The organism is Mucilaginibacter sp. (assembly GCF_039207105.1).
Classification (GTDB): domain Bacteria; phylum Bacteroidota; class Bacteroidia; order Sphingobacteriales; family Sphingobacteriaceae; genus Mucilaginibacter.
Genome location: NZ_JBCECK010000008.1, coordinates 19,167 through 45,739 on the forward strand (window position 1 = coordinate 19,167; position 26,573 = coordinate 45,739).

25 protein-coding genes are annotated in these 26,573 nt (G+C 40.0%); 10 read left to right on the forward strand and 15 right to left on the reverse strand.

Features of this window, described 5'->3' with window-relative positions; all coding sequences use genetic code 11:
- Window positions 1-43: 43 nt before the first annotated feature.
- From AAGC65_RS02945 to AAGC65_RS02970, 6 genes are all read right to left on the reverse strand, one after another.
- Window positions 44-550 (reverse strand): DUF302 domain-containing protein, encoded by a 507-nt coding sequence (locus AAGC65_RS02945; protein WP_343110912.1) that lies wholly within the window; start codon window positions 548-550, stop codon window positions 44-46.
- A gap of 10 nt (window positions 551-560) precedes the next feature.
- A complete protein-coding gene (locus AAGC65_RS02950; RefSeq protein WP_343110913.1) occupies window positions 561-1,100 on the reverse strand; it encodes a carboxymuconolactone decarboxylase family protein in 540 nt (179 codons plus the stop codon).
- 34 nt (window positions 1,101-1,134) lie between these two features.
- Window positions 1,135-1,707: a DUF417 family protein gene (locus AAGC65_RS02955; protein WP_343110914.1), complete on the reverse strand. Its 573-nt coding sequence runs from the start codon at window positions 1,705-1,707 to the stop codon at window positions 1,135-1,137.
- A gap of 61 nt (window positions 1,708-1,768) precedes the next feature.
- Window positions 1,769-2,629 carry a helix-turn-helix domain-containing protein gene (locus tag AAGC65_RS02960; protein ID WP_343110915.1) on the reverse strand — a complete coding sequence of 287 codons (861 nt, stop codon included), beginning with the start codon at window positions 2,627-2,629 and terminating at the stop codon, window positions 1,769-1,771.
- 110 nt (window positions 2,630-2,739) lie between these two features.
- Window positions 2,740-3,063 (reverse strand): hypothetical protein, encoded by a 324-nt coding sequence (locus AAGC65_RS02965; protein WP_343110916.1) that lies wholly within the window; start codon window positions 3,061-3,063, stop codon window positions 2,740-2,742.
- Window positions 3,064-3,233: 170 nt separating this feature from the next.
- On the reverse strand, window positions 3,234-4,772 hold the full coding sequence (locus tag AAGC65_RS02970; RefSeq protein WP_343110917.1) for a SulP family inorganic anion transporter: 1,539 nt from the start codon (window positions 4,770-4,772) through the stop codon (window positions 3,234-3,236).
- A 189-nt stretch (window positions 4,773-4,961) separates the two neighbouring features.
- Between AAGC65_RS02970 and AAGC65_RS02975 the strand changes: the two genes are divergently transcribed.
- The 3 genes from AAGC65_RS02975 (at window position 4,962) to AAGC65_RS02985 (ending at window position 6,766) form a co-directional block, all read left to right on the forward strand.
- Window positions 4,962-5,900 carry an AraC family transcriptional regulator gene (locus AAGC65_RS02975; protein ID WP_343110918.1) on the forward strand — a complete coding sequence of 313 codons (939 nt, stop codon included), beginning with the start codon at window positions 4,962-4,964 and terminating at the stop codon, window positions 5,898-5,900.
- Between the two features lie 132 nt (window positions 5,901-6,032).
- Window positions 6,033-6,341 carry a hypothetical protein gene (locus AAGC65_RS02980; RefSeq protein WP_343110919.1) on the forward strand — a complete coding sequence of 103 codons (309 nt, stop codon included), beginning with the start codon at window positions 6,033-6,035 and terminating at the stop codon, window positions 6,339-6,341.
- Window positions 6,338-6,766, forward strand: coding sequence for a hypothetical protein (locus tag AAGC65_RS02985; protein WP_343110920.1), 429 nt, complete (start codon window positions 6,338-6,340; stop codon window positions 6,764-6,766). Before AAGC65_RS02980 ends, AAGC65_RS02985 begins: the two co-directional genes overlap by 4 nt.
- A gap of 54 nt (window positions 6,767-6,820) precedes the next feature.
- Here AAGC65_RS02985 and AAGC65_RS02990 read toward each other — a convergent pair whose 3' ends face one another.
- Complete coding sequence (locus AAGC65_RS02990) at window positions 6,821-7,225, reverse strand: helix-turn-helix domain-containing protein (RefSeq protein WP_343110921.1); 405 nt, start codon at window positions 7,223-7,225, stop codon at window positions 6,821-6,823.
- A gap of 279 nt (window positions 7,226-7,504) precedes the next feature.
- Between AAGC65_RS02990 and AAGC65_RS02995 the strand changes: the two genes are divergently transcribed.
- The 3 genes from AAGC65_RS02995 (at window position 7,505) to AAGC65_RS03005 (ending at window position 10,903) form a co-directional block, all read left to right on the forward strand.
- A complete protein-coding gene (locus tag AAGC65_RS02995; protein ID WP_343110922.1) occupies window positions 7,505-7,927 on the forward strand; it encodes a secondary thiamine-phosphate synthase enzyme YjbQ in 423 nt (140 codons plus the stop codon).
- 127 nt (window positions 7,928-8,054) lie between these two features.
- Entirely contained in the window at window positions 8,055-9,923 is a 1,869-nt protein-coding gene (locus AAGC65_RS03000; RefSeq protein WP_343110923.1) for a tetratricopeptide repeat-containing sensor histidine kinase, read from the forward strand.
- Between the two features lie 110 nt (window positions 9,924-10,033).
- Window positions 10,034-10,903 (forward strand): creatininase family protein, encoded by an 870-nt coding sequence (locus tag AAGC65_RS03005; RefSeq protein ID WP_343110924.1) that lies wholly within the window; start codon window positions 10,034-10,036, stop codon window positions 10,901-10,903.
- Between the two features lie 320 nt (window positions 10,904-11,223).
- Here AAGC65_RS03005 and AAGC65_RS03010 read toward each other — a convergent pair whose 3' ends face one another.
- Window positions 11,224-12,168: a Smr/MutS family protein gene (locus AAGC65_RS03010; RefSeq protein WP_343110925.1), complete on the reverse strand. Its 945-nt coding sequence runs from the start codon at window positions 12,166-12,168 to the stop codon at window positions 11,224-11,226.
- Window positions 12,169-12,326: 158 nt separating this feature from the next.
- Between AAGC65_RS03010 and AAGC65_RS03015 the strand changes: the two genes are divergently transcribed.
- Both AAGC65_RS03015 and AAGC65_RS03020 read left to right on the forward strand, forming a co-directional pair.
- On the forward strand, window positions 12,327-12,845 hold the full coding sequence (locus AAGC65_RS03015) for a DUF892 family protein (protein WP_343110926.1): 519 nt from the start codon (window positions 12,327-12,329) through the stop codon (window positions 12,843-12,845).
- 292 nt (window positions 12,846-13,137) lie between these two features.
- Window positions 13,138-15,012: a M1 family metallopeptidase gene (locus AAGC65_RS03020; protein ID WP_343110927.1), complete on the forward strand. Its 1,875-nt coding sequence runs from the start codon at window positions 13,138-13,140 to the stop codon at window positions 15,010-15,012.
- Window positions 15,013-15,084: 72 nt separating this feature from the next.
- On the opposite strand, the gene AAGC65_RS03025 is transcribed toward AAGC65_RS03020, so the two are convergent.
- On the reverse strand, window positions 15,085-15,483 hold the full coding sequence (locus AAGC65_RS03025) for a YtxH domain-containing protein (RefSeq protein WP_343110928.1): 399 nt from the start codon (window positions 15,481-15,483) through the stop codon (window positions 15,085-15,087).
- Window positions 15,484-15,623: 140 nt separating this feature from the next.
- A complete protein-coding gene (locus AAGC65_RS03030; RefSeq protein ID WP_343110929.1) occupies window positions 15,624-15,818 on the reverse strand; it encodes a cold-shock protein in 195 nt (64 codons plus the stop codon).
- A gap of 202 nt (window positions 15,819-16,020) precedes the next feature.
- Between AAGC65_RS03030 and AAGC65_RS03035 the strand changes: the two genes are divergently transcribed.
- Window positions 16,021-16,674: an HAD family phosphatase gene (locus AAGC65_RS03035; protein ID WP_343110930.1), complete on the forward strand. Its 654-nt coding sequence runs from the start codon at window positions 16,021-16,023 to the stop codon at window positions 16,672-16,674.
- A gap of 112 nt (window positions 16,675-16,786) precedes the next feature.
- Here AAGC65_RS03035 and lysA read toward each other — a convergent pair whose 3' ends face one another.
- The 4 genes from lysA to AAGC65_RS03055 form a co-directional block, all read right to left on the reverse strand.
- Window positions 16,787-18,019 carry a diaminopimelate decarboxylase gene (gene lysA / locus AAGC65_RS03040; RefSeq protein ID WP_343110967.1) on the reverse strand — a complete coding sequence of 411 codons (1,233 nt, stop codon included), beginning with the start codon at window positions 18,017-18,019 and terminating at the stop codon, window positions 16,787-16,789.
- A gap of 110 nt (window positions 18,020-18,129) precedes the next feature.
- Window positions 18,130-19,440, reverse strand: a complete 1,311-nt coding sequence (locus tag AAGC65_RS03045) for an aspartate kinase (RefSeq protein WP_343110931.1) — start codon at window positions 19,438-19,440, stop codon at window positions 18,130-18,132.
- 133 nt (window positions 19,441-19,573) lie between these two features.
- Window positions 19,574-21,022 (reverse strand): S41 family peptidase, encoded by a 1,449-nt coding sequence (locus tag AAGC65_RS03050; protein WP_343110932.1) that lies wholly within the window; start codon window positions 21,020-21,022, stop codon window positions 19,574-19,576.
- Window positions 21,023-21,118: 96 nt separating this feature from the next.
- Entirely contained in the window at window positions 21,119-22,576 is a 1,458-nt protein-coding gene (locus AAGC65_RS03055; protein ID WP_343110933.1) for a hypothetical protein, read from the reverse strand.
- Window positions 22,577-22,692: 116 nt separating this feature from the next.
- Here AAGC65_RS03055 and AAGC65_RS03060 point away from each other — a divergent pair, with 116 nt between their 5' ends.
- Window positions 22,693-24,678 (forward strand): phosphatidylinositol-specific phospholipase C domain-containing protein, encoded by a 1,986-nt coding sequence (locus AAGC65_RS03060; protein WP_343110934.1) that lies wholly within the window; start codon window positions 22,693-22,695, stop codon window positions 24,676-24,678.
- On the opposite strand, the gene AAGC65_RS03065 is transcribed toward AAGC65_RS03060, so the two are convergent.
- Entirely contained in the window at window positions 24,675-26,393 is a 1,719-nt protein-coding gene (locus AAGC65_RS03065) for a hypothetical protein (protein ID WP_343110935.1), read from the reverse strand. The two genes, AAGC65_RS03060 and AAGC65_RS03065, sit on opposite strands and share 4 nt — an antisense overlap.
- Between the last annotated feature and the right edge of the window lie 180 nt (window positions 26,394-26,573).

Genomic DNA, 26,573 nt, shown 5'->3' on the forward strand with positions numbered 1-26,573 from the left:
TATCCCTGCAATAAAAAAAAGCATTGATGGCAGTCGAAATTATTTAGGAGAATAATTTAGATATCAGGCCATCCAAATTTAAAGGCGCTGATACATCTGCAGATAACGCATACCTGTTTTTGATATAAGCAACATCGTTATAAGCAATATGTACTGCCTGTTGCTCATCTTGCCATGCTATAACCTTTAAAGGCAGCTCAAGCGCGGCCAAAGGATTTTCGACCATTACAGGGCCACCGGCTTTAGGATTACCAAACATGATAAACTCTAAGGGGGCTATAACCTGTCCGGCTTTTTTTAATTCGTCCTGCTGATCTATACGGGAATATATGGTTACACCATTATGTTCCAAAGCCGCCTGCAGCCTATCAATTGTTTCCTTTACGCTGTATTGACTCTTACGAACGGTAATTCCTACGGGATTAATCATGATCATGTTTTTAAAGGGTAAAATACTAAAAAAGCAGGCGGCAGCAACCTGTTTAATAAAACCTCGCCTATCACTCTCATCAGCGGTTTTCAAGCTGCTGCTCTGCTTTTTGTTCAACATATAATTATAATTAACTCAATGGTTCTGCTAATGGAAAATCAACCGGGATGCCAGATAAGGCATAAACATAATTGGTAAATATCCTTACGGTAATTAAACCTATCAACTCCATTACGGCAGCTTCATTATAACCCGCGGCATAAAAATCATCTAATGCTTTTTCATCAGCATGGCCTTTATTTACGGTTATTGATGTAGCTAATTGCAATAAAGCATCCAGTTTAGGGTTGTTGATTTTACCTCTTCTCAAATCTAAAGTTTCTTCTTTGGTAAAACCATTTTTTATAGCGGCCACTGTATGACCTGCTAAACAGTATTCACAACCATTTAATTCTGACACAACCAAGGCAATAGCTTCACGCTCTTTTGCTGAAAATACGCCTCTGTTAAACGCTGCTTCAAAATCAACAAATCCTTTTAACGCGTTTCCGGAATAACCGATAGTAGCATACAGGTTTGGTACTTTGCCTAAACGTTTTTGATATTGATCAAATATAGCTTGTGATTCTTCACTTACCTGTTCTCTGACAGGCACTTGTATTGTTTTCATTGTATTATTATGTTTTATAGGTTTTATAGATAGATTATTTGCTTTTTTGACGGCTCAGGTAAAGCCTTGCGGTTTCGCTCATGGTGATGATGGTACCGCCAAGTATGGCTAAATCCTTAATTACCAGACGGCCACGGCCAGATAAATATGGGAACCCAAAATCAGTATCTGTTAAATGCGGCACCCAGCTTTCGGGCGTAGTAATCAGGAACGATAGTGTACCAATGGTAACCAAACCGATAAGGAAACTGGCTATCATACTGGGTATTGGCGCTACTTTATATAAAGCAACAAAAACAGACAGGGTAACCAGGAAAACACCCAGGGCTTTTGAAAAACCGTAAGTATTATTTTCAACATTCCATTGGTGATTGGCAGCGATCAGCTCGCCTTCTTTATTCATGTGTTTTTTGTACTCAGGTGCGGGGTGAGTATAAAAGAATGACATGAAAGGGCTATTGGCTACAAAGGGCACAATGCCATCAGCCTCATAAGTAAAAAATTTAAGTGCGCCTATCCAAAAGAATACGACTACGATTCCGAAACGGGTAACTTTACGGCCAAATTGGTCGAGGTTTGCAATGCTATTGATGATTGAATTTTTCATGATATAAATTTCTTATACAAATGTATATCAGTATTCAATGCTACAACATGGACAATAAAGGCTATGCCTTGGACAAATCTGCCACGATGGATATCCCCGTTTTATCGCGAAAGGTTTGCGGGGATACCTGGGTGATCTTTTTAAAGAAGCGGCTGAAATAAAACTCGTCCTGAAATTTTAGCGCGTAGGCTACTTCCTTAATACTTTGACGGGTTAAATGCAGCCGTTTTTTAGCTTCCAGTATCAAACGTTCCTGAATAAGCTGCGATGGCGTTTTTTTAAAGTAACGGGTACAGCGTTTGGTAAAATTATTGGGCGACATGGCCAACAACTGCGCGTAATCATTTGGTTTATGCAGTGTAAGGTAATGCTGATCTAAAAGCTGTCTGAACTGTTCCATCTGCTCGTCTTTATCCTTTATTGCCTCAGGAGCTTCAATAAATTTCACCTTTATATTGCTTGATTTTGCTAAAAAAAGCTGTAGATAGGAACGCAATACAATTTCTGAAGGTGATGGCTGTTCAAACTCATTAGCTATATCACTTAAAAGATGCGCGAATACATCAGTATCGGTACAGCTTAGTTTGATACAAGGCTGCAGGTAAATATTGTTAAACAACAGGCCGTTGCAAGCTACTTCGGCCCGGTGATATTCTATACAGTAAAAATCGGAATGAAACTGCAGCATGCTTATTGGCGCATCTCCGGTATGTTCAATATAAATAACCTGCAAGGGAGTTGAAAAAAGCATAACCGGGCCGGTATAATTAAATACACCAAAATCGGCATGGTATACCCCTTTTCCTTCCGGAATAAAAATAATGGTATACTCATCAAACTGAACAGGTTTGCTCAGTTCTGCGGCTTCGGTATTTTGTATTCTAAGTAGATATTCTCCGGCTCTTGAAAAAACTTCCTTCATTAGTTATTGCTGTGCTATATGTAAACATCCCAAAAATAATAATTATACGGATGTTTAAGTTCACCTATGCTAATAAAGGTATATTAAGATTGAAAAATTATCGCTTACAATTAACTAAGTATCGCCTGGTTTAAACCGGAGTTGTCAGTTGCCATGAATAAGCGGCTAATGAATGAGATGACCTTATCAAGCAGGGTCAATCTTTTTATTGGCGGGGCACTTAAAGTATCATCCGGCTTTTGCAGATCCGGAGGGTCATTAACAGCTTGCATCTCTTCCAATATGCTTTCACGTATGGCGGGATCGCGGTTTACAATTTCATCAAGCTCTGTGAGTTCATTAAAGGTAGCCTTGCCGCTTTTTTGGCGTTTTATAAGTATATCAAAACGGTCTTGTGTAAACGTGCGTCGCTCTAATTGTTTGTGGTGTTTCATGCGTACCTCCCTGCTTGCACTATATTGCATCAAAGCAAATGCCACGCTTACAACAAATTGAAATACAATTAATTACACCAATTAACTATGCTCACCCGTTCAGTTTCGATACAGCAAGCGTACGTTTCCGGTCAGTAAGGTTAAAACCGATTTTAGAGTAAATCAGTCTATTATTCATCAACAGTACTGTTGTTACCAATAGCAGTCTCCATAATATTTACTTGAATAACATCTCCGGCATTTTTAAGCATCAAAATGCTATCATTGCTCAGATGTTTCAGGATAAGCTTTTTGCCCGCCTGTTTATAACGCCCGGTGAGTTTGCTCAGCGCTTCTATGCCCGACATGTCAGCAACACGGCTGTCTTTAAAGTCAATGATCACTTCGGCCGGGTCGTTCAGCACATCAAATTTTTCATGAAAGGTAGCTACCGATCCAAAAAACAACGGGCCATAAATTTCATAATGTTTTACCCCGTGGTCATCAATATACTTACGTGCTCTTATACGTTTGGCACTTTCCCAGGCAAATACCAGCGCCGAAATAATAACACCGATCAGTACAGCCAGTGCCAGGTTATGCAGCCAAACGGTTATTAAAGCCACCAGCATACCCACAAACACATCCTGCCGGGGCATTTTATTAATGATCTTGAAACTAACCCACTCAAATGTGCTTATGGCCACCATGATCATTACCCCTGTTAATGCCGCCATTGGCAGGCGCTCAATAACCGGAGCTCCAAATAATATGATCATGAGTATAGTTAACGACGCAATAATACCCGATAGCCTGGCCCTTGCCCCTGCTGATAAGTTTACAAGCGTTTGAGCTATCATAGGACAGCCTCCCATGCCAAAGAAAAATCCGTTTAAAATATTGGCGCTGCCCTGGGCAATGCACTCACGGTTGCTGTTGCCGCGGGTAGCGGTCATTTCATCAACCAGGTTTAGAGTGAGCAAACCTTCTGTGAGGCCAACACCGGCCATAATGAGGGCGTATGGAAATATGATCTCTAACGTGTTCATATTAAAGGGTACATGTGGTACATGAAACGGTGGAAAACCACCACTAACCGCGGCAATATCGCCTACGGTTTTGGTATGCAGACTAAAGCCGAGCACCAATATAAACACCACTATAATAGCTGCCAATGATGGCGGTACTGCTTTGGTAAAACGTGGAAATACCAATACTATAGCTATGGTTAAAGCCACAAGCCCGGCCATCATAATAAGCGGCTGACCGCTAAGCCAAACTGTATTGCCATTAACAACGGTTTTAAATTGCTCCAACTGGGCCATGAAAATAATAATAGCCAACCCATTAACAAAGCCATACATCACCGGGCGCGGTACCAGGCTAATAAACTTGCCTAACTTAAAAACACCTATCAGCATTTGTATAACACCGGCCAGTGCCACCGTCGCGAAAACATAATCGATACCGTGCGATTTCATGAGTGCTATTAAAACTACCACCGTAGCTCCTGCCCCACCCGAAACCAGGCCGGGCCTGCCGCCAAATACTGAGGTTACCAAACCCATAATAAAAGCCGCATATAAACCAACCAAAGGCGGGAAACCACCCAGTATGGCAAACGATAATGATTCGGGCATCATGGTCATGGCCACGGTTAACCCTGCCAGGATCTCGTTTTTATAGTCTATTTTCTGAGAAAAATCAAAGAGTTTAAGTTCAGCCTTCATCGATGAGGGGTTATACACCTATATTAAACAACAGCGCCTTACTATTGCCGTTTGCGGCGGCAAAGATAAAAAATCAATCCGGCTGCTAAATCTCAAACCGCTTTAATAACCGGCCCATAAGCTGAATATTCAAATTTGTTGTTAATTTTATTCCCGCGTGAATTATATTTATGCATACGTCCCTGCTCAATGAAAGAACCAGAAAAAAAACTCGTTTTCAATACATTACTAAAACAATACATGCACTTTGGTTTACCAACAGAGGGCATTGACGAGAAAACAGATTTCACCATTCATAATTTAAAAGATATCCATCTGGAGCTACCTTTTAAATCGCCGTTGTTCAGGCCCAATTTCTTTTCTTTCGTATTTGTAAAGGATGGACGTGGAAAATACACTACTGATGATCTGAACTTTGAAACCTGTCCGGGTACCATATATTTTACTAACCCGGGCCATTATAAATCGCACGAATGGTTTGAGATAAAGGAAGTATACCTCATCACGCTCAGTGAATCATTTTTAAAAGAAAATGTCCATCCTGATGTTTTTGAGGAGTTTCCTTTTTTGCTGGCCGAAACCGTGCACCCAAGGATATTATCGCCCGATGCTTTTTTTGAATTTGAGCAGCTATATCTTCAAATAAACAGGGAGTATATTTCAAAAAGCCCTTACCGTAACAGGCTTATAGGTAACTTATTTGTAGTGCTTTTATTAAAAATCAAAGAATACTTCTGGAAAGACTACAACCCTATTTACGAGGGTAACCGGAGCTCGCAAATTGTTAAAACCTTCAGGCGCATGCTTGAGCAGCACTACCGCAACCTAAGCAGCGGCAAGGCGCATCAGGTTTTCAGGGTTCAGGATTATGCAGACGAACTAAACCTGCATCCCAACTACCTAAGCAATGTTATTAAGAGTAAAACTGGCAAACCCATTGGCACCTGGATAGCCGAAAAAACCATTGCCGAAGCCAAGGCATTGTTGCAAAATTCATCAACCTCTATCAAAGAGATCGCTTTTCTACTGGGGTTTTCAGAGGCCAGCCATTTCAGTAATTATTTTAAAAAATATACGGACATATCTCCTGTTTTGTACCGTAAGCAGCATGGCTCTACCGCATCTTAGAAATTTACATGTAATGCTTTAATATCTATACTTTTTAAATTGCATTAAACCTGACCTTTGTTATATCAAAACAAAGCAAATATCATGTTAATCAAAATTCTAAGTTCCATACTTATATTACTCATAGTATACATGGGATTTAAACAAGGCTGGGCTATGGTAACCGGCAAAGCTGAAATGCTAATCATGTTTGGTAAATGGCATTTCAGTCACAAGGGCTTGTTTTTATTCGGCCTTGTTACCTTGTTAAGCTCGGCGCTTATCATTTTCCCGGTAACTTTTGTCTGGGGCAATTTACTCATGGCAATTACCATACTATTTATTATTTGTCTGCAGCTTTCAATAAAAGATCTGAAAGGGGCTGCTATTGAAGTGCCTTTCCTGCTGATGAATTTGATAGCCATATACTTACAGCATCCATTACTAAAACAAGAAATATGAAAAAGCTAAATCATTACCTTGTGTATGCTTCGCTGATAACATTATCAGCAAACGGACAAGTTAACGCGACACCTACTTCAACCATACAAAACATAAACGTTATGAATACCGATAAATTAACCAACCCAATAGTTAAGAAAGCGATAGACGCATTCCAGGCCGGCGATAAAAAAGCATGGTTTGCGTTATTTACTGATGATGCCGAACTTTTTGACGATGGGAATAAAATAAACTTTAATAATTTTTCAGAAGAAGCCTTAGGCCATGAGCACTTTACCAGTATAGATAAAGTAGAGAATAACAGCCTTAACATTTATGGAAAATTTCACAGCGATAAGTGGGGAAACTTTAAAACCTATTTTAAATTCACACTTAATGCGGAAGGTAAGATTAGCCGTCTCGAGATCGGACAAGCCAGCTATTAATATATATATAATACCTCGGGCTTTGCAAATGGCAAAGCCCAAAAGGTATTTATTTTAGCGCTGTTTAATTTTTTCCCGGTGCTCAATTCCCCATTTGATCATGGTTAAAATAAGCGGGCCAAACGTTTTACAATAATCGGTTGATTCATACTCCACCAAAACCGGCGGACCAGGGTGTACCGTTCTGCTGATGAGCTTATTCAATTCCATCTCTTTCAACTCGCGCGATAGCATCCTGGTGGTTATTCCGGGTATGCTCCGTTCAATTTCCCGGAAACGCTTATTGCCGTTGCAGATGGAGTTAATAATAGGCAATTTCCATTTTCCTCCAATTACATAAATGGTATCCTGCAAAGCCTGAATTTCCCGGGCTTCGTTCCTTTTACCATCTATACCATAAATAATTTCCAGGCCCGGAAGTTCAGGGTACTGATCCTGCATTGATGTTTCGTGTTTCATGATTGGTTGGTATACCTTGCAGTATTGATTACAAAGTTATATCAATTTCAACAATTGTAGTCTAAAATTCTTATGCTATTAGTAAAAAGGTATTCTAATTAGTTGAACGTATAAGTTAAATTAGATAATAGTTTTAACTTTTTACATTATTTTAATAAGTTATAATATCATTATTATAGATTTACATAAACTAATGATGTTGTGGCTGCTGAAATTATTATTTGATTAATTATGCAACAGCTTACCTGTTATTACTAAGGATTTTATATCATATTATTAATGCAAATATACCAGCAAGCGCTACAGCTTAAAGAAAGAAGGCGAGGTTTTCACCTCATTACTGCCGATGTAGTTTACGCGCTGCCCCAAATTGGTCAACTTAAAACCGGTATACTCCAGGTTTTTATTCAGCATACTTCGGCTTCTTTAACTATAAATGAAAATGCTGACCCAACAGTGAGGCATGATTTTGAAACTTATTTCAGTAAAGCCGTACCGGAAAATGACCCGGATTATTTACATGACGACGAAGGGCCTGATGATATGCCCGCTCATTTAAAAGCAGCATTACTGGGCAGTTCTGTAATGATCCCGATCCGCAACGGAAAGCCGGCCTTGGGTATTTGGCAAGGCATATACTTATGTGAACACCGCGATTACGGAGGCCCGAGAAATTTGATGATCACCGCGTGGGGCGAATAATTGTGAAATATTATCATCCATTTTATTATCACCAACCAAACTATGCATGTTTTTATTTCGTATAACGCAAACGCTTATGTTCTTAAAGTTTAATCTTTATACCTGTTTCTAATATAAGCGCTACTTGATGAAGAAAACTTTAGTCTTTTTTATATTGTTGATGTTTGCTTTTACCTGCGGGTTCAGCCAGGCAATATCTATAAACAAAATAAAGAAAGACCTCCCCCACATTACTGATAGTATTCATTACGTTGATGCCCTTAACCGGCTTGGCTTACTCATGTATGAAAGTAATGTGGATAGCGCGTTTTACTGCGCCAAACGCGCCCGCTCTATTGCCGAAAGGTTAAAATATCAGCAGGGTATTGCTGATGCTTTAAATACTTTGGGCGTAGTTTACGATCTGAAAGGTAATTTGCAATTATCCCTCCGTTATTATAACGATGCCTATAACCATTATTTAGCCTTGCAGGATTCATCAAACGTGGTACAAACACTAATGAACATAGGGCTTGTTTTTAATGAAAACAAGGAGGACAAAAAAGCGATCAAAATATTTAATAAGGCTATTAATCTGGGTAATAAAATTCAACGTGACTCCATCATGTCATTGGTACTTTGCAATTATCTGTTCTTGTATCCTGATCAGGTACCAAAAGATTCTGCAGTTAATTATTTGAATAAGGCCCGGCAAATAGCACTCCACTACAAAGACAACCGTTCATTATTGGAAGTTGATGAAATACAGGCCTTGCTTTATTTAAAAAACAACCAACGGGATAAAGGCATCGGCCTGCTGCAAAAAGCCGCCGACGAGGCTATAGCTATGGGCCTTAATTATTTTAGCCTGGATATTATCATGAGCCTGGGCGAGCTGTATCATAATAGTGATACCAATAAAGCGATTGACTATTATAAACAAGGGCTCGGTATTGCCGACTTAAAAGGCTATCATATGTACCAAAAAGTATTTGGTAAAAAGCTGTATGACATTTATATCACCCAAAACAACCTTAGCCAGGTACAATTTTACAGCGAGAAGCTGCTAAAACTATATGATGATGAAGAGCAGTTTACAAACACTTCCGGATTTGATTATATTGATTACGCCTTAAAAGACCAGCAACTGGAAGCTGTTATTATCAAGAGCCAGACCAAGAAAATGCTGATCATTGTATTGGGAATACTTTTAATGATAACCGCTGTTGCCGTATTATTTATTTACCGGCTGTACCGCCTCAAGAAAAAGCACACCGTAACACTTGAAGCGCTGAACAGATCTGTTGTGCTGCGTAATAAAAAACTGGAGATTGACCATGAATTTAATAACCGCCTGGTATCTATCCTGGCACATGATTTCAGGCAGCCTATTGGCACCTTAAAAACGCTTGCAGCGGTTTTAAAAGAGGCCGATTCATTTACGCACGAAGAACTTATGGACCTGGTTGATGCTATGGAACATTCTTCCACCGTTTCGCTTGAAATATTTGAAAATATATTGCAATGGATCAAACAACAGCTTTCTGGCTTTAACTACCAGCCAATGCCCCTATCCCTCAAAGATCTGGTAGATGAAGCGTTGAAGCCTTTTAACCTGATAGCCGAAGAATATCAGCTTAAGTTTATTAATACTATTGATCATGATGTAGTTATTCACGCGGATAAGGAATTGCTGCAATTTATCAATCGTAACTTTATACACAATGCTATCAAGTTTTCGCCCAGAGATTCAACTATATCCATATCAGCCGCCATGCACCCTGGCGAAACAACTATTTGTGTACAGGATGAGGGAGAAGGTATATCTTCTGAAAAAATAGGATCGATATTTAATTTTAAATCCGAGATGCGCTACAGCAATGAAAAGGAAAAAGGGGCAGGCGTGGCACTTATGATATGTAAGGATTTTATAGAGAAAATGAGCGGTCGCATATGGGCCGAAAACGGTGGTAAAAAGGGAGCGGCTTTTTGTTATGCGCTGCCCCATTTAAAATAGCCAATCGTAAAAATCACATTACTTGCTCACAGACAATATTTTGCGTTAAATATTTTTGTAAATTCCACTTCAATACAACATCCAATCTATTTAACCAATATCATTTTAAAATGAAACCTTACTTGCTTTTATTAATGGCATTGCTCTTTTCGGGTTTTGCCCATGCGCAACAATTACCAGCCCGCTGGGACGAGCTTGTTGCTTCAGATTTCCCTCAGGCTCTTGAAAAATCATCAAAAACCTGCATTCTGCCAATTGGCATATTAGAAAAACATGGCCCACACTCGCCGTTAGGTACCGACCTGATACATGTGCGGGAATGGGCTGCCCATGCAGTAAAATCTGAATACGCGGTTGTATTTCCTGATTATTTTTACGGGCAAATAAACGAGGCCCGGCATCAACCCGGCACCTTCGCGCTGCCAAGCAAGGTAATATGGGATTTACTGGAAGCTACCTGCGATGAAATTGCCCGTAACGGTTTTGATAAGATAGTGATACTGAACGGTCATGGCGGCAATCCTGAGTTCATCCGCTTTTTTATGCAATCATTACTTAATAAAAGGCATAATTACGCGGTATACTTTTACGCACCTCAAAACGATAAGGAATTTACGGCACAGTATCTTAAAATGCACAAATCTGACCCTCAAGATGACCAACATGCTGGTGAAGGTGAAACATCAACCTTATTATATTATAGGCCCGATCTGATGAAGATGGACCGGGCAGCCTCCCAATCAGGCGCCAACCAGCACCGCCTAAATTTACCTAATGTTTATACTCCTATATGGTGGTATGCCGCCTACCCTAACCACTATGCAGGTGAAGGTGCAAAGGCTACTACAGAGTTAGGTAAGTTTACCGCAGAGCATGAAATTGACAGCTTTGTTAAGGCGCTAAAAGCTATAAAGGCCGATACGGAAACCCTCAAACTGCAAAAAGAGTTTTATGACCGTGTTGATAATCTAAATAAATAAAATGAATAAGAAAATTTTTTATTTACTGGCCGGAGTTTTATTACTATTTATGATAACAATCCCAGGTTATTCGGCATTAATAGCTTTCTGGGCGAACGAGAGTTTTCTGCGGTGAATAAAAAAGCCAATTATATTGTATGTAGTATTTATTCTGTTGAAGGCTTTACCATTGATTCTATTTATATGGAGGATGAATACTTTGCAATACTTGGCAAGTTTCATAAAATCAGCTCTCGGGTTGGAATTTCTCACACAAAGAATTAATGATTCGATTAGTGATAAAACAATAAACCCGGCCTGTAAAGGCCGGGTTTATTGTTTTATTTGAATATGACTTTGGTAGCTCCGTAGCCAAACTTCTCTTTACGGGCATCCATAAAGGTTTGTACTTTGGGGTGTTTGCCTAAAAGCTTATGCAGTTCGTTCCGTAAAGTTCCATTACCGGCACCGTGTATAAATACCATATCGGGCAGTTGATGTACTATGGCGGCATCAAGCGCTTTATGAAAGTGAGCAAGCTGAATGTTCAGTATCTCGCTACTTTGTAAAAACTGGTAGTCATCGCGCAGCTTTTCAATGTGCAGATCAACCTCGCTAACCGGTTTATCAAGTACTACTTTTTCTTCTGCCGATTTAAAAAAGCTTTCCTTTAGTTTTTGAGCATCAATCACCATTTCAGGTTCATCAAGGCGTATTAACCAGCCTTGTTCACTCAATAATGGGATGCTTTTTTTAGAAGTTGAAAAATCCTTGGCCTTAAATTTTTCCTGAACCACTAATGGTGCAGGTGGTTCAACATTTTGCTTGGTGCTGTATATAATGTTGAAAATAAACTTAGGCCATACCTGTAGATCAGCCAGCTGTGCCGAATAAATTTTAATAGTAGATTTTGGGCCTACAACATCGGCAAATTCACCTTTAAACAGCTGCTGCTTTTCGGTACTAAGCGCCGCAAGCAAATGGAACGAAGTATTATTCACCAAATGAAAATGCACTACTGAATTAGCTTTGGCATCGGCGATAACCCCTACATAAATCCCTTTCTTTTCAAACTCACCTGTAGTTACAGGTGCCTCATCGGCAATTTTAGGTTTTGAGCCCGGCGCTTCATAACCATGCACTGTGGTTACCTTGCTGGCCAGCACAGGTATTTCAAATTCATCCTCGCCGGTAACGCCTATCATCTGGTCATCAATGATCCGGGTTACAAAGCCCTCCATCTTTTCATCAACAAAGCGTACAAAGTCGCCTAATTTATATTTCATAGTTGTTTGTGTCAATGCGCAAAGTTAGCTTATATCCTCGTATCGGCTCATAAATAAAATAAATGCCTTTTTTTTACCATTTAAATCAAAACATTCCTGTTTGTTTTAAGTTGAGGTTATGTATTTATTTTACAAGCAGCTACTTATCATTTACGATCATGAGCAACATCACCGGCAATATTACTCCTCAGCCATTAGACAACAACCTACTAAAACAAGTATTTGTACACAATTTAAACAGGTTATATTTTGGCAAATGCTATTTGAACACTCATCTGGAAAACCTGTTACGTTTTGCCTCATTTACGGCATTGCAACAAGCCGTTCAGGAATTTTGGGACGATATCAAGAAACAGATAACGCGAATGGAAGAAATATATCTGTTAATTAACGAGACTCCGTCTGACAAAAACTGCAACCCTATCAAATCAATTATCAGGGATGAATTTTGCCTCGATGAAAAACAAAGCATGCCCATATTAACCGACATGGACCTGATCATGTACCTTCAACTATTAGAGCATATCAACATTACCTCCTGCCGGATGCTGATCATGGTTGCAAAACTGTTAAAATATGATGATATCCGGCAATTACTAACCGAGTGTTTTGATGAGTCTATTGATAATGATCAGTTATTTTTAATAATATCAAAAGAGTATCTTTCTGAAAATTAATAACTTATATAATTAGTTATTAAAAAAGAAAGCCATCCGCATTACGCGAATGGCTTAAATATTAGTTATTTAATACCCCTATTAAAATAACTTAAACAAAGTAAAAAAATATATCCCATAGAAGCAATAGATTTTTTCTCAAATTTTCCATTGTTACAAATTTGTTACGAAATCATAAAACTTTCTCCAAAGTGTAATTTTTTTCCGGCCTACAAACAGCCTCAGATTCGTGATAATCGCTTATTAATTTCCAATCCATTTACAGTAATTTGCAGTTGTATTAACTAAAAACATGATCAAATCTATTATTCTCACCGCCCTGGCCTGCTTTATGCTGGTGCAGGTACAAGCCCAGGATTTGTATATGCCCCGCGATATACAAGCCGCCTATAAAAAAGGAACCCGCTCTGCAGATGGTACACCCGGCAAAAAGTATTGGCAAAACTATGGCCGTTATAATATTACCATAAGCGCCATGCCACCTGATCGCAATATTAAAGGTACCGAGCAAATCACTTATATCAACAATAGCCCCGACACTTTAAAAGGGCTTAACATGAAGCTGATATTAAACATTCATAAACCAGGCGCGGCCCGCTCTGGTACCGCCCAGCCCAATTACCTAACACCGGGTATACAAATTGATACTTTTTTGATTAATGGTCAGCCAAAAAAAGTTAACAGCGCTATGGCTACAACCAATTATATGGTGAGCATGCCAAAGCCGCTTATGCCCCATGACTCTGTTAAGCTTAACATTGCCTGGCACTTTCAGATATCGCTTGAGAGCGGCCGCGAGGGCATGATTGATTCAACTACTTATTATTTGGCTTATTTCTATCCAAGGGTATCTGTGTATGACGATTATAACGGTTGGGACAGGTTTCCTTTCTTAGACGCGCAAGAGTTTTATAACGACTTTAACGATTATACCCTGCAGGTAAAAGCGCCTAAAAACTATATTGTTTGGGCTACCGGCACGCTGCAAAACACCAATCAGGTTTTACAACCCGAATATGCTAAACGTTTGCAGACATCAATGACCAGCGACTCCACTATTCACATAGCTACCGCGGCCGATCTGGCTTCCAAAAATGTAACTGCTCAAAATGATGTTAACACCTGGATATGGAAGGCCAATAACATTAGTGATATGGCCGTAGGCATAAGCGACCACTATGTATGGGATGCGGCAAGCGCCATTGTTGACGATGCTACCCAGCGCAGAGCCAGCATGCAGGCCGCGTTTTTAGATAATGCTGCCGATTTTCATCATGCCGTACAAAACGGGCGTAACTCATTAAGCTGGCTTTCCCGTAACTGGCCGGGTGTACCCTACCCTTTTCCTAAAATGACCGCGTTTCAGGGTTTTGCCGATATGGAATACCCGATGATGGTGAACGATAGCCATACCGAAGATATCCGGTTTTCGCAATTTGTACAGGATCATGAAATTGCTCATACCTATTTCCCTTTTTATATGGGAATTAACGAAAGCCGTTATGCCTTTATGGACGAAGGCTGGGCAACTACTTTTGAACGCCTCATCGGTGCAGCAGAAGTTGGCCAGGAAAAAGCCGACGAGCTTTACAAAAGCTTCCGGGTTGAAAGCTGGATAAACGATGCATCAACATCTGAAGACCTGCCTGTTATAACCCCATCAAGTGAATTAAGGGCCGGCTATGGTAACAATGCCTATGGCAAACCGTCATTAAGCTATTTTGCCCTGAAAGATATGCTGGGCGACGCTCTGTTTAAAAAAGCCTTACATGGTTATATGGATCGCTGGCATGGTAAACACCCTATACCGTGGGATTATTTTAACTCTATGAGTAATGTAGCTGGTCGTAACCTTAGCTGGTTCTTCAACAATTGGTTCTTCACCAATTATTATATCGACCTATCATTACAAAATATAACCAAAGTTAAAGGTGGTTACACCGCCATTATTAAAAATATTGGTGGCTTTGCCGTGCCATTTGATATTAAATTAACTTATACCGATGGTACAACCGAAACCATACACCAAACTCCAGGGGTTTGGGAAAAAAACCAAAAGCAAATAAGTGTAAATCTCAAAACAGCTAAAACCATACAATCCGCCCTGTTAGATGGCGGCATATTTATGGATGCTGATGTGAGCAACAATAAGTTTACGGTTAAATAATAAAATCTTCACTAAACAATAAAATCCGGCAATAGCCGGGTTTTATTGTTTATATGATTATAGTCCTAAAAATTATGCGTTCTGTACAGAATTGTTCCAGTCGTTTGCAGTGCCTTTAACTCTTGATTTTGCTTCATTCACAGCATCCTCACCTAAGTCTTTTGCCCTATCGGCAGCGTCTTTAACCTTTGATTTCGCGGTATCAACGGCATCTTCACCACGATCATACAGATCATTAACAGTACCGCTAAACCTTGCTTTAGCTTTGTCAATAGCACTGCTGCCATACTCTTTTATATCGCTGGCGGTTGATTGCGCTTTGTTTTTAGCAGTATCAACAAGGTCGTTGATGTAATCGGCAATGTCTTCTCTCAGGTCACCACCTTTTTCCGGAGCCAATAATAAACCTAATGCTGCACCTGCTGCTGCGCCAACTAAAAGTGCTGCTACAATTTTTGCTTGATCTTTCATTTTGAGTTTTTTATATAGATGATTTAACCTGCATTTAAACAAACAACAACAATGCCAGTTTTAGGCCGCCCATTTTTCAGTACATAAAAAAAGGCATCCACTAAAGTGGATGCCTGGTAGGTTTAATGATTATATTATAATTAAATAACTTTTACATTTACCGCGTTTAAACCTTTTCTTCCGTTTTCTACTTCAAACTCCACTTTATCATTCTCACGGATTTCATCGATCAGGCCTGTTGAATGAACAAAAATGTCTTGACCACCACCAATTGGTGTAATAAATCCAAAACCTTTTGTTTCATTGAAAAATTTTACTGTTCCTTCTTTTTGCATTATTTTATTTATTAAAGTGCGCAAGGTACGTATTATTTTGCAATCACCAACCTGTGGCGCTAATTAACCGTTGCCATGTTTCACAAATACTTGAATTACAGATAGTAAACAAAACAATCAAATTGATTTCTACTAAAAGAATATACTGTAATGACAATTAGCTTTTTAAAAAATGTATGTTTGCCCAAAACAACTTATACACATGAAGGGCTTCATTTTTGACCTTAACGGAACCATGATCAATGATATGACCTATCATACCAAAGCATGGCAATCCCTATTGAATAATCAGCTTGGAGGTAATTTTACCTGGGATGAGGTGAAACAAGAGATGTACGGTAAAAACCCCGAAGTACTGGTACGCATGTTTGGGCCAAACAAATTTACAATGGAGGAGTTGCTTGATATATCATTTAAAAAAGAGCAAAAATATCAGCAGGAGTTTTTGCCCTACCTGGCTCTTTTACCCGGTTTGCATGACTTTTTAGAGGCGACTTATCAACAAGGCATACCTATGGCCATTGGCTCGGCAGCCATCCCTTTTAATATAGATTTTGTGTTGGATAACCTGAACATCAGGCATTATTTTAAGGCCATTGTAAGCGCCGATGATGTAGTGTTGAGTAAACCACATCCGGAAACCTTTTTAAAGGCTGCCACACTGTTAAACGTTACCCCTACTGATTGCCTGGTGTTTGAAGATGTACCCAAGGGCGTTGAAGCTGCGGCCAATGCGGGCATGAACACTGTAGTGATCACTACCACACACGAACCTCATGAGTTTGAAAAGCTATCCAACGTGATACACTTTGCTCCGGATTTTACGGGTGAGTTTTTTAGGGAGCTATTGCGATAAATGTCAAATATGTCATTGCGAGCTTAGCGTGACAATCGCAGAATTTACAAGAGAATCCGCATAATTCGCGATTGCTTCGTCGTTCCTCCTCGCAATGACAAAATATTTTTAATTACTCGGAATACACACTTCCTACAATATCACGCAGGTTGTAACCGGAAGCCATAACTTCGCCGTAGGCTCCGGCGGTACGCACCGCGATCAGATCACCACGGAATGATTCGGGCAGGTCAACATCTTTTTGGAAACAGTCGGTACTCTCACATATCGGTCCAACAACATCGTATTTCAGATTAGTTGTTAACTTTGTGTTTTGAGTTACATTCTCAATCTGGTGGTACGCCTGGTAAAGCATCGGGCGTATCAGTTCGGTCATACCAGCATCCAGTATCAGGAAATTCTTTTTAAGTCCGTTTTTTACGTACAACACCCTTGATATCAGCGCGGCGCTTTGCGCTACCAACGCACGACCGAGCTCAAAATGGACCTCCTGCCCTGGTTTGATGTTCAGGAAGCTTTTAAACACCTGAAAGTAGTTTTCAAAATCGGCAATATCATTATCAGGATTATGATAATCAACCCCCAGGCCGCCGCCGGCATTTAGTACCTTAACCTCAAAGCCATGATCTGTAAACCAGTCCTGCATTTCATTAATACGGGTACAAAGACTTTTGTACACTTCCAGATCAGTAATTTGAGAACCTATATGAAAATGGATACCTAAAAATTGCAGGTTGGGGCATTGCCGCAAAGCAGCAGCCACATCCGGCAATTGCCATATATTGATGCCAAACTTGTTTTCGTCAAGGCCGGTAGTAATGAAGTGGTGCGTATGCGCGTCAACATTTGGGTTGATACGGATGGCTACGTTTGCCTTTTTGTTTTTAGCCGCGGCAAGCTCATTAATAATGTGCAGTTCCTGTACCGACTCCACATTGAAACAAAAAATATCAGCATCAAGGGCCAGGTTTATTTCTCTGTCTGATTTACCTACACCTGCAAATACTACTTTGCCTTTATCAAAACCATGCTCAATGGCGGCCTTTACCTCGTTGCCGCTTACACAATCGGCACCAAAACCGTATGATTGTATAATATCAAGCAGGCGCGGGTTAAAGTTGGCCTTCATGGCATAATGTACATGAAAACCATGTTTTACAGAGGCATCGCGACAGGCATTAAGCGTTTGGCGCAAAACATCCAGGTCGTAATAGTAAAACGGGGTTTCTAAATCTTTAAATTTATCTATATTGGCTGTACTAATCATGTTAATATGAGTCCGGTTTTCTTTGTTTGTTTTGTTATTATGATGGCCGTTGGGCTTACCATGAGCTGGAAAAATTATAAAGCGGGAAAAATCCCCAAAAAATCATTCGTCATGTTTGCCTGGCTCTCGGTGGTCTTTATCCTTGTTGGAGCCTATTTACTTTGGCGCTCTAAATTATAAGCTGTTTGTTAAAACAACCTGTTATGCAGGCTTCTTAAAGTTTCTACCTTATCTTCATTTTTCACCAGTAATGACAGGTTATGATCACTGCCGCCGTATGATATCATCCTAAGCGGAATGTGTTTCACAGCTTCCAGCACACGTGCCGCGTAGCCATGTTTTTCGGCGCCAAAATCGCCCACTACACAAATAATGGTATGGTTAACATCCAGATCAACCGAACCAAAGACGGTAAGCTCTCTGGTAATTTCGCCCAGATGGGTGGTATCATCGATGGTTAATGATACACCCACTTCTGAGGTGGTGATCATATCGATAGAAGTTTTATAGCGTTCAAACACTTCAAACACCTTGCGTAAAAAACCATGCGCCAGCAACATGCGGCTTGATTGTATTTTGATAGCGGTAATACCATCCTTAGCGGCTATGGATTTGATCTTGTCCTTTTCGCTGGTATTGGTGATCAGGGTACCCGGAGCCTGCGGATCCATCGTGTTTAACAACCTAACCGGGATCTTATATTTTTGAGCTGGGAACACACTTTGAGGATGTAATATTTTTGCACCGAAGTAAGCCAGCTCGGCAGCCTCATCAAATGATAACTGGGCAATAGGCTGTGTGCCTTTCACTATACGCGGATCGTTATTGTGCATGCCGTCAATATCTGTCCATATCTGTACCTCTTCGCTGCGTATACCGGCTCCTATTAATGAGGCAGTATAATCGCTGCCACCGCGGCGCAGGTTATCAATTTCGCCAAAAGTGTTGCGGCAAATAAAACCCTGGGTAATAAACAGATTAACATTCGGATGCTTATCCAGTAATGGGTTTATGTTTTCGGTAATATAATCTACAATAGGCTCATTATCCTCATCTATCTTCATAAAATCAAGCGCGGGCAATAAAACCGACGCTACGCCAATTTCTTTCAGATAAACGTGATAAAGAGTGGTCGACAGGAGTTCGCCCTGGGCCAGTATTACTTTATCTTCAATATGAGTAAACTGATCATTAGCCAGATTGCTGAGTACCGAAAAATGATAATCAATTACTTCCTTACCTTGTTTTAAAAATTTTTCGTCGGCAAATAACTCCTTAATAAACAACTCATATTTATCTTTCAGGATATTGATCAGCTCAATGGCCTTCTTCTTATCGCCTGTAAGATAAGCTTGTCCAATTTCAACCAGGCTGTTGGTAGTGCCTGATACTGCCGAAAGCACAACAATTTGTCTTTCGGAAGGATTAATGATGTCGAGCAGGGCTTTCATACGCGCGGGGCTACCCACGGATGTTCCACCAAATTTTAAAACTTTCATTTTTGCTATGGTATACTAAAATAACCGGTTAACGTGTCCGGTATTTGAGGCGCTAAAAATAAGATTTTAAAATGCTTATCGCTTAAAATAGACAGAATTAATTTAAGATAAGTGCCTCCCAAATGAAACCCTATCAGTGTTTTTCTGCTAAAATCAATTCTTTAACTTTTTTCATCACCTTATCGCCTTTACCGGTCGCCATGATATCCGGATTAACAGGTACATCAGGCATTAAACCGTGTGTAGAATGCTGATGACTTGTTACCGTATATTCCCAATATGGAGGTACCCCAAGTAGTAATTTACTATGCGGGAGCTGAATTATACAAAGCCCGCCATCCGTTCCGGCTTCTGCCCCACCAGTTTCCTCCCCAACCAAAGTTATTTTGCGCTGCTTTTTTAAACTTGTGGCAAACATACTGGCCGCAGAAAATGTGCCTTTATCTATTAAAACATATACACGTTTATCAAAATGATATTTGGCAACAGGATAGCTATCTCCTGAACGTGTTAGCCGGTAACTATAATTCTCAACGTTATCTGTACTTTTTAAGTTAAGGTTATCACCTGATGCTTTAAGAATGTAATCATTCAAAGTAATTTTAGTAGTAGGCATTTGCATCCATTCTATCTGTGCAAATGGATGATTCACCAGATAGCTCATCAGATCAAGTCCTACATTGGACACCCCTCCGGTGTTGCCTCTTATATCTATTACCAGGTTCTTTATTTTATCTTGTTGTATCAGTTTAAAAAAGTTGTCATGAAAACTTGAGTGATAATTATAGTAGCTAAAGTTCCTGATTTTTAAAACAGCCGTAGCGGCAATATCCGATGGGTAATTCACAGCAACAGCCTTATTAAGCTCGTCTTTTTCTGCTTCCCATAACTGCCATAACTTATCAGCGCTGTAATTAATGGGGGAAGTCACACCCTTGAACATTGATTTCTTTTCTACATTTAAACTATCAGTAGCCACAACCTCATAAGCCGGTTTATTACCCAGCACTTTAGCATATACATAACTAAAACCACCATACTGCAATTGAAAGTTCAGCCACTGATTACTCATACCTTCCGGACATGTATACTGCTTTAAGGTATCCAGCAACCTGGAAGCCGCTAAACCGTTAATACTTTTTACCTTAAAAACCCTGTTGATACCTTTATCCCGTGTTAGCATAAACAACTCGTTATCTTGAGTTTTAAAGATGGGAGGCAGATAATTTTCCCGGTGCTTGTTTTGCCAGAAAACTGCTGCCGATGAAAAAGATAATTCCGTATGCCCTGAGCGGATACTTACTATAACCGGTTTTAATAGCCTCCAAAACTCCATTTCGGTCATGGGCTTATTGATCTGGCTGGCAGCTTTTGCAAAAATGCTATCTATTGCTGCTTTCTTTTGATAACGGTAAAGGCTGGGGTGCAATTCTATAAGCGCGTTTTTAAAAACAGTAAAGTCTTCAAGTAATTCGCTTTGGGGGTATGCTCTTGATGGAGAATAAGTGGTATCTACCTGTGCATTAACCTGGCTTGCTATAAATAGCAAGCCTACCATTAGAGCCTTTTTTAGCAATTTCAATTTAGGTTTAGTTTATGTGTAAAAGTATAAACTAAAGGCAAAAATAAAAATTTACTGAAATGTAACTTTTAAGCGAGGTTTACCTAATAAAAATAGCTACAAGTTATGGATATAGGAGATCATTAACCCTACTGAAAATTGCCGGGCGCTGGTATCTACCGGATCGCCAACCAAAACATTATCTTCATTAGGGTTATCAAAATTAACATACTGCCTGTAATTGTTGGTTTTACCGTATGATAGCAATAGCCCCGTACGGAAATTAAAGCGCCTTTTTTTGATATTGGCCCCAATCTGGGCATGGTAAATATTGTAATAAGCCGTATTGCCTACATAGCCTTCATCATCTTTATACAAACTATTTTTGGCATAATTAAAATCGGTATGTAATGATAAAAAGCCGGTAACATCGGGTTTTAACAAACAGCTTGCGCCAACGCCAAAGTTAATTACCCTCGACCTTACATCTTTAAGCTTGAGTGATTGGCTTGCCGACGCGAAAAAATCTTGCGGAATATCACCTTTCACAAAATTTCCATCCTTTGGCGCTATCAGATTATACTCATTCACCTTATTAAAATACTCAGCGGCAAAGTAAAGCTGCCCGTTTTTATAATCATAAGCATAACCAAAACCTACCGTGAGCGGCAACTTGTAAGTTGCCTTTAATTTTTGCTGTCTGGAGTTAGCCAGAAAACTTATGGTATCGCCAACAGATTCTGCCGAGCTTCCTATTCTCAAATTATTTATGATCTGGTCGCTCAATATATTGGCCGTACCTGCTATACGCAATAATGGCGAAGTAATAGTAAGGCCGAAATGATTCGGACCTTCATCATAAGCTAAGCCCGCTTTAAACTTAATACCCGCGTGAAAATAAGAAGCCAGGTATGATTCCTGTACATTAACCAATGGCAGCAAACCTGTATTAGTCTGGGTATTGACCAATGATCTTGCACTGAAATCAGAATTAAAGGTTTGCTTACGAAGCAGGCCTTCAGCCGACAATCCTAATGATAGCTTGTCTGTTGCCTTAAAGCCTCCGCTAATGATGCCTGAAGTTTCATTGATACTGTTTAATTTTTTGTATTGCCCTAAAAAATATTCATTACCGGGACTGTATGAATCGTCGAGTACGTTGAAACGTGAATCGCGCTGCTGTGTGGTTTGGTAACTCATTACCGGGTTGTGTGTTAGCGCATAACCTACTGTAAAAGGATGCTTGCCTTTAAAAGATATATTGGCCGATACCATTTGCGGAATGATACTGGCCGAAGTTGATTTAAGATCGAACCCCGTACCAACCCCATTTTTAACCTTGATATTACCATACTGATAAATTGAACCACTGATAGATGCCGAGTTTTTACTGCTGAAGGCCAGTAAGGCCGGGTTCAGGAACATCACACCGCTATCGCGGTTAAAGGCAATCACAGCTCCGGGAGTCAAAAAACCACCCGGGTTATAACTTGACGACCAATAGTTGGCATCCTGTGCCTTTACTTCCTGCAGGAGAAGCATTAAAGCTAAAATAGTGATAAGCAGTTTTGACATAGGGGTATTTTTTCAGGCTTAAAAAAACACAATTACACCACAATATAACATTTTGATTTTTATATTTTTAATAATCAGACATTTATGTAAATTTCTGTGAAATAAGCACCACTTTCATGAAAGTACTTACCACCATAATTGTAGCCTGCCTATTAATTATCATTGCAGTTGTAGATGTGCAGGCTCAAAACCTAAGTTTTAGCCAGCCTGTTAATTTTTTACCCGCAGCCCGTACAGACAAGGCTATTGATATCACCAATTTTAAAGGCGGTTATTTTGTAACCTGGAAAGATGCTGGTAACACAGGTGGTATACATGTTTGTTATCTGGGTAAGCAGTATAACACCAACTTTTTGCAAAGCGAACTGGCCATTGGTAACGAGCAAAGTGCCTTTGCACCAGTTTTAAGGGTGATTAACAATCATATATATGCCTTATGGCTGGGTAATGATGGCTCATTAAAATATATTATCAACAACAGCGATACCACATTTAACACCCAAAATATCAACACCGTAAATTTTGAGGGATCACCAAAACTGAAATTGGGAGTTACAGCTACGGTGGTGAACAACCGTATGATGATAGCATCGCATGCCGATAATAAAAATGAAATGGTGGTAGCTTTGATAGATGCGGATGATCAGGGCATTCTTAAATCATCAGCTTTACAAACGGTGCCCGATAAAAAGAGTGATGATTATCCATTCATTGTTACCTTATCAACCAATACTGCAAGATTATGTTATAAGGGCTCAAACGATCAGGCTATTTATTATACCGATTTTAACACCGATACCAAAACATGGTCGGCCCAAATTCCGTTTTCAGCCTCCAAAACAAAGGCGTCTCCGGCAGTGTACCACGCGTTCAACACTAACCGGCTATTTTACATCTGGAAAGGCAATAAGAAAGATAACCAGATCTATTACGCTACCGCCGATGAACAAAGCCGCCTGGCTGACGAACACGTTTTACCCAATTATTTCAAAACTGCTGTAGCGGTATCTGTTTGCAATGTGGATACAAAAAAATTCATCATGGCCTTTGTAGGCGAAGATCAAAAACTTTACCTGAGCTATTTTACCAACTATAACCCGGCTCATTGGATGGAAGACACGCTTTTTCCGGCCAAAGGAAACCTTACGCTGAAAGATATTGTGATCCCCGGCTCGCACGATGCAGGCATGTCGGCATTGAACGGCGTAGGCGGCACACAAAGCGGTTCTATTAATCCATGTAACACGCTTACCCAAAAACTAAATATCGGCAAGCAACTTAACGCAGGCATCAGGATGTTTGATTTGCGCGTGGGGCAGTTCAAAAACAGCATTTATACCAAACACAGCTCGTCTGACTGTATGGCCGAAGCGATGGGTGGTGGTTATGGTGAGCGGTTTAAGGATATTCTTGATTCCGTTAAAACCTTTCTTGATCAGCATCAAAAAGAGTTTATCATTTTAACCTTCAGTCATTTTTGCCAGAAAGAGGCATCGGCAAGCAAGGTGGCAGATACCATTATCAAGGTACTGGGAAAAGAGCGCATTTACAATAACCAATCAAAAAGCATTGATCAAATTAAACTGAATCAATTGGCGGGCAAGGTGATCGTGACCTTTGAACAATACGCCAGCGCCGATAAACTAATCGACTCCAACTCAATGGCCGACAAGGCTAATACTTTTCTTAATTTTCGCAGAGCTTATGCAGCTACCAACCAAATTGCTAAACTGCTTACCCGCGAAGAACTGTTTTTCAATCAGCTAAAAGATGGCACCAATAAAAATGACTTGGTACGTTTAGACTGGCAGCTCACCCAAAGCAGCGATGAAGCCGCCCTTGTATGTAACGATTTCCAGAATGATAAGGTAGATCCGGTAATAAATGGCGTAATGCTGTTAACCAACGTAATCAAAAAAAACCAAAGTATCATTGATCTGGCCAAGTTTGGCAATAAGCATTTACCTGCAAAAGTTAATGAATGGATCAACTCTGGGATTATTAATAAAAATAACAAACCCAATATTTTATATGTGGATGTTGCCGGTGCCTGGATAACCGATTACTGTATTGAATTAAACAAACTACCTATTTACAATTAATACATAAACACGGAGCCTATAGGTGCTACATCTGCATGAGAAAACGAGCGCAGAAAACCAGATTTATAATGCTGAAGTTCTGCCTTGCGGTTTTGTGCTTTCAGGCTTTGGTATAAACCCAGTAACGACCAGCCATTTCCCGGGTTATGCATCAGATCCTCCCGGTAAACTTGCTCGGCCAAAGCTATATCATCATTTTTTAAAAGATAAGCTCCTAAAAATTGCCTTGCCGGAATGGGCCAATCGGCAGGCTCAGAATAAATCATGCTATCTTCAATTTTAATGGCTTTTTTCAGGCAGGCTATACCATCGTCATATTTATTTTGATGCAGTAAGATGGCGCCCTCTAAAATATTTTCGGCAATGGTGGCTCCCTCTAAAGGTGTATTAAAGGGGATACGCCGGATCTTCAAAACCGGGTCATTCAGTTTATCACGTAATAACTGCAACTGCTTGCGGGCCGAATCCGATTTGCTGGTATAAATAAAGGCCAATCCTTTTGCAAAGTGATTCAGTATCTGAGCATAGCTCCATTTCGGGTTGAGGGCAACAGTATCTTTCAGTATTTCATCCCATTTTCCCATGCGCACTTGGGTAAGTACAGGCATCATATATAAGTACTGGCTATAAGTTTCTTCGGGCCCGGGTGAAATACTGTTGCGGCATTTCATGGCAGCATCCATACCTTTCTCGTACATGGCCCCGCTAAAGGCACAATAAGTTTGCACAACCAACTGATGGGGGCTATATTGAGGGAGCGAAATATTTTTGGCGAGCGAATAGTATGTAAAAGTATTTTTATTAGCCTTGGTATTTGCATCCACGCCCTGAAAATATAAGCCATTACGCTGATAAACATGGCTCGACATGTGAACCATGTGCCCTACGCCGGGAAACAACCTTTTTAAAGCTTCGGCATTAGGCATAGCTACATCCGGGCTGTGCGATGCCTCAGTTAAATGGATATAATAATGCAAAGCTGCCGGCTGATCGGGGTTCACTTTCAAAACACCTTTGCAAAGATTAATCAGTTCCGGCGTCCACTCTTTTGCTACACCTTCGGTACTCCAAAAATCCCAGGCGTGCATCAGCATTACCGCATCTATGTACAGCATTTTAATATCAATATCATTAGGATAAGCGCTTATCAGCTTCTTCATCCCCTCGGCATAAGCTGCATTATCATTTGATGTTTGTCCGTTTTGAGAGGGATAACGGAGGTTCATGACCCTGATCAATTGCTTTTCTTTGTCAGTAGCGTTACGGGTATTCGCATTCAGCTGTTTAATAACGCGGGGCAGCGTTTGAGGCACCGTATACAAATGAGCCGCGTTATAATAAGGCCCCATGCTTAAGGCCTGTCCCCAGTAAGTCATGGGCGATGAAGGATCAAACCTTGCGGCTTCTTTGAACGACGCTAATGCCTCCTTCAAATGATAGCTGTAATACATGGTTAAACCCTGGTTAAAATAATATTGGGAGCTATCATTACGTGTTGAGATATGGTAGCTGTACTGCCCCCAGCCTGGTAGCTTTACAATGTATTTTCCGTTATTGGCGGTATCCAGATCATCAATTGCCGAAAATGAACCACAAACTACAGGGTATACCTTTTTAGGTATGTTTGCTACGGGATATTTTTTTATTTGGTGGGCAAACAAATAGGTTGCCAGTAAAAAACCAGGCAGTATAAAAAAGAATGCGACCTTTTTCATTTTCAGTTTTGTTAAAAGAGGTATAAACGGGATAACCGGTATTAGTAATTGGCAGTAAATGAAATGGATAATCTAATATAATAAAAAGCATGGGGTAATTTAAGTGGATATTTAGTTTATTATTTTGTTACATATTAAAGCCGTTTTTCTGATAGCGCTGTATATTATTTTTTCTAAATT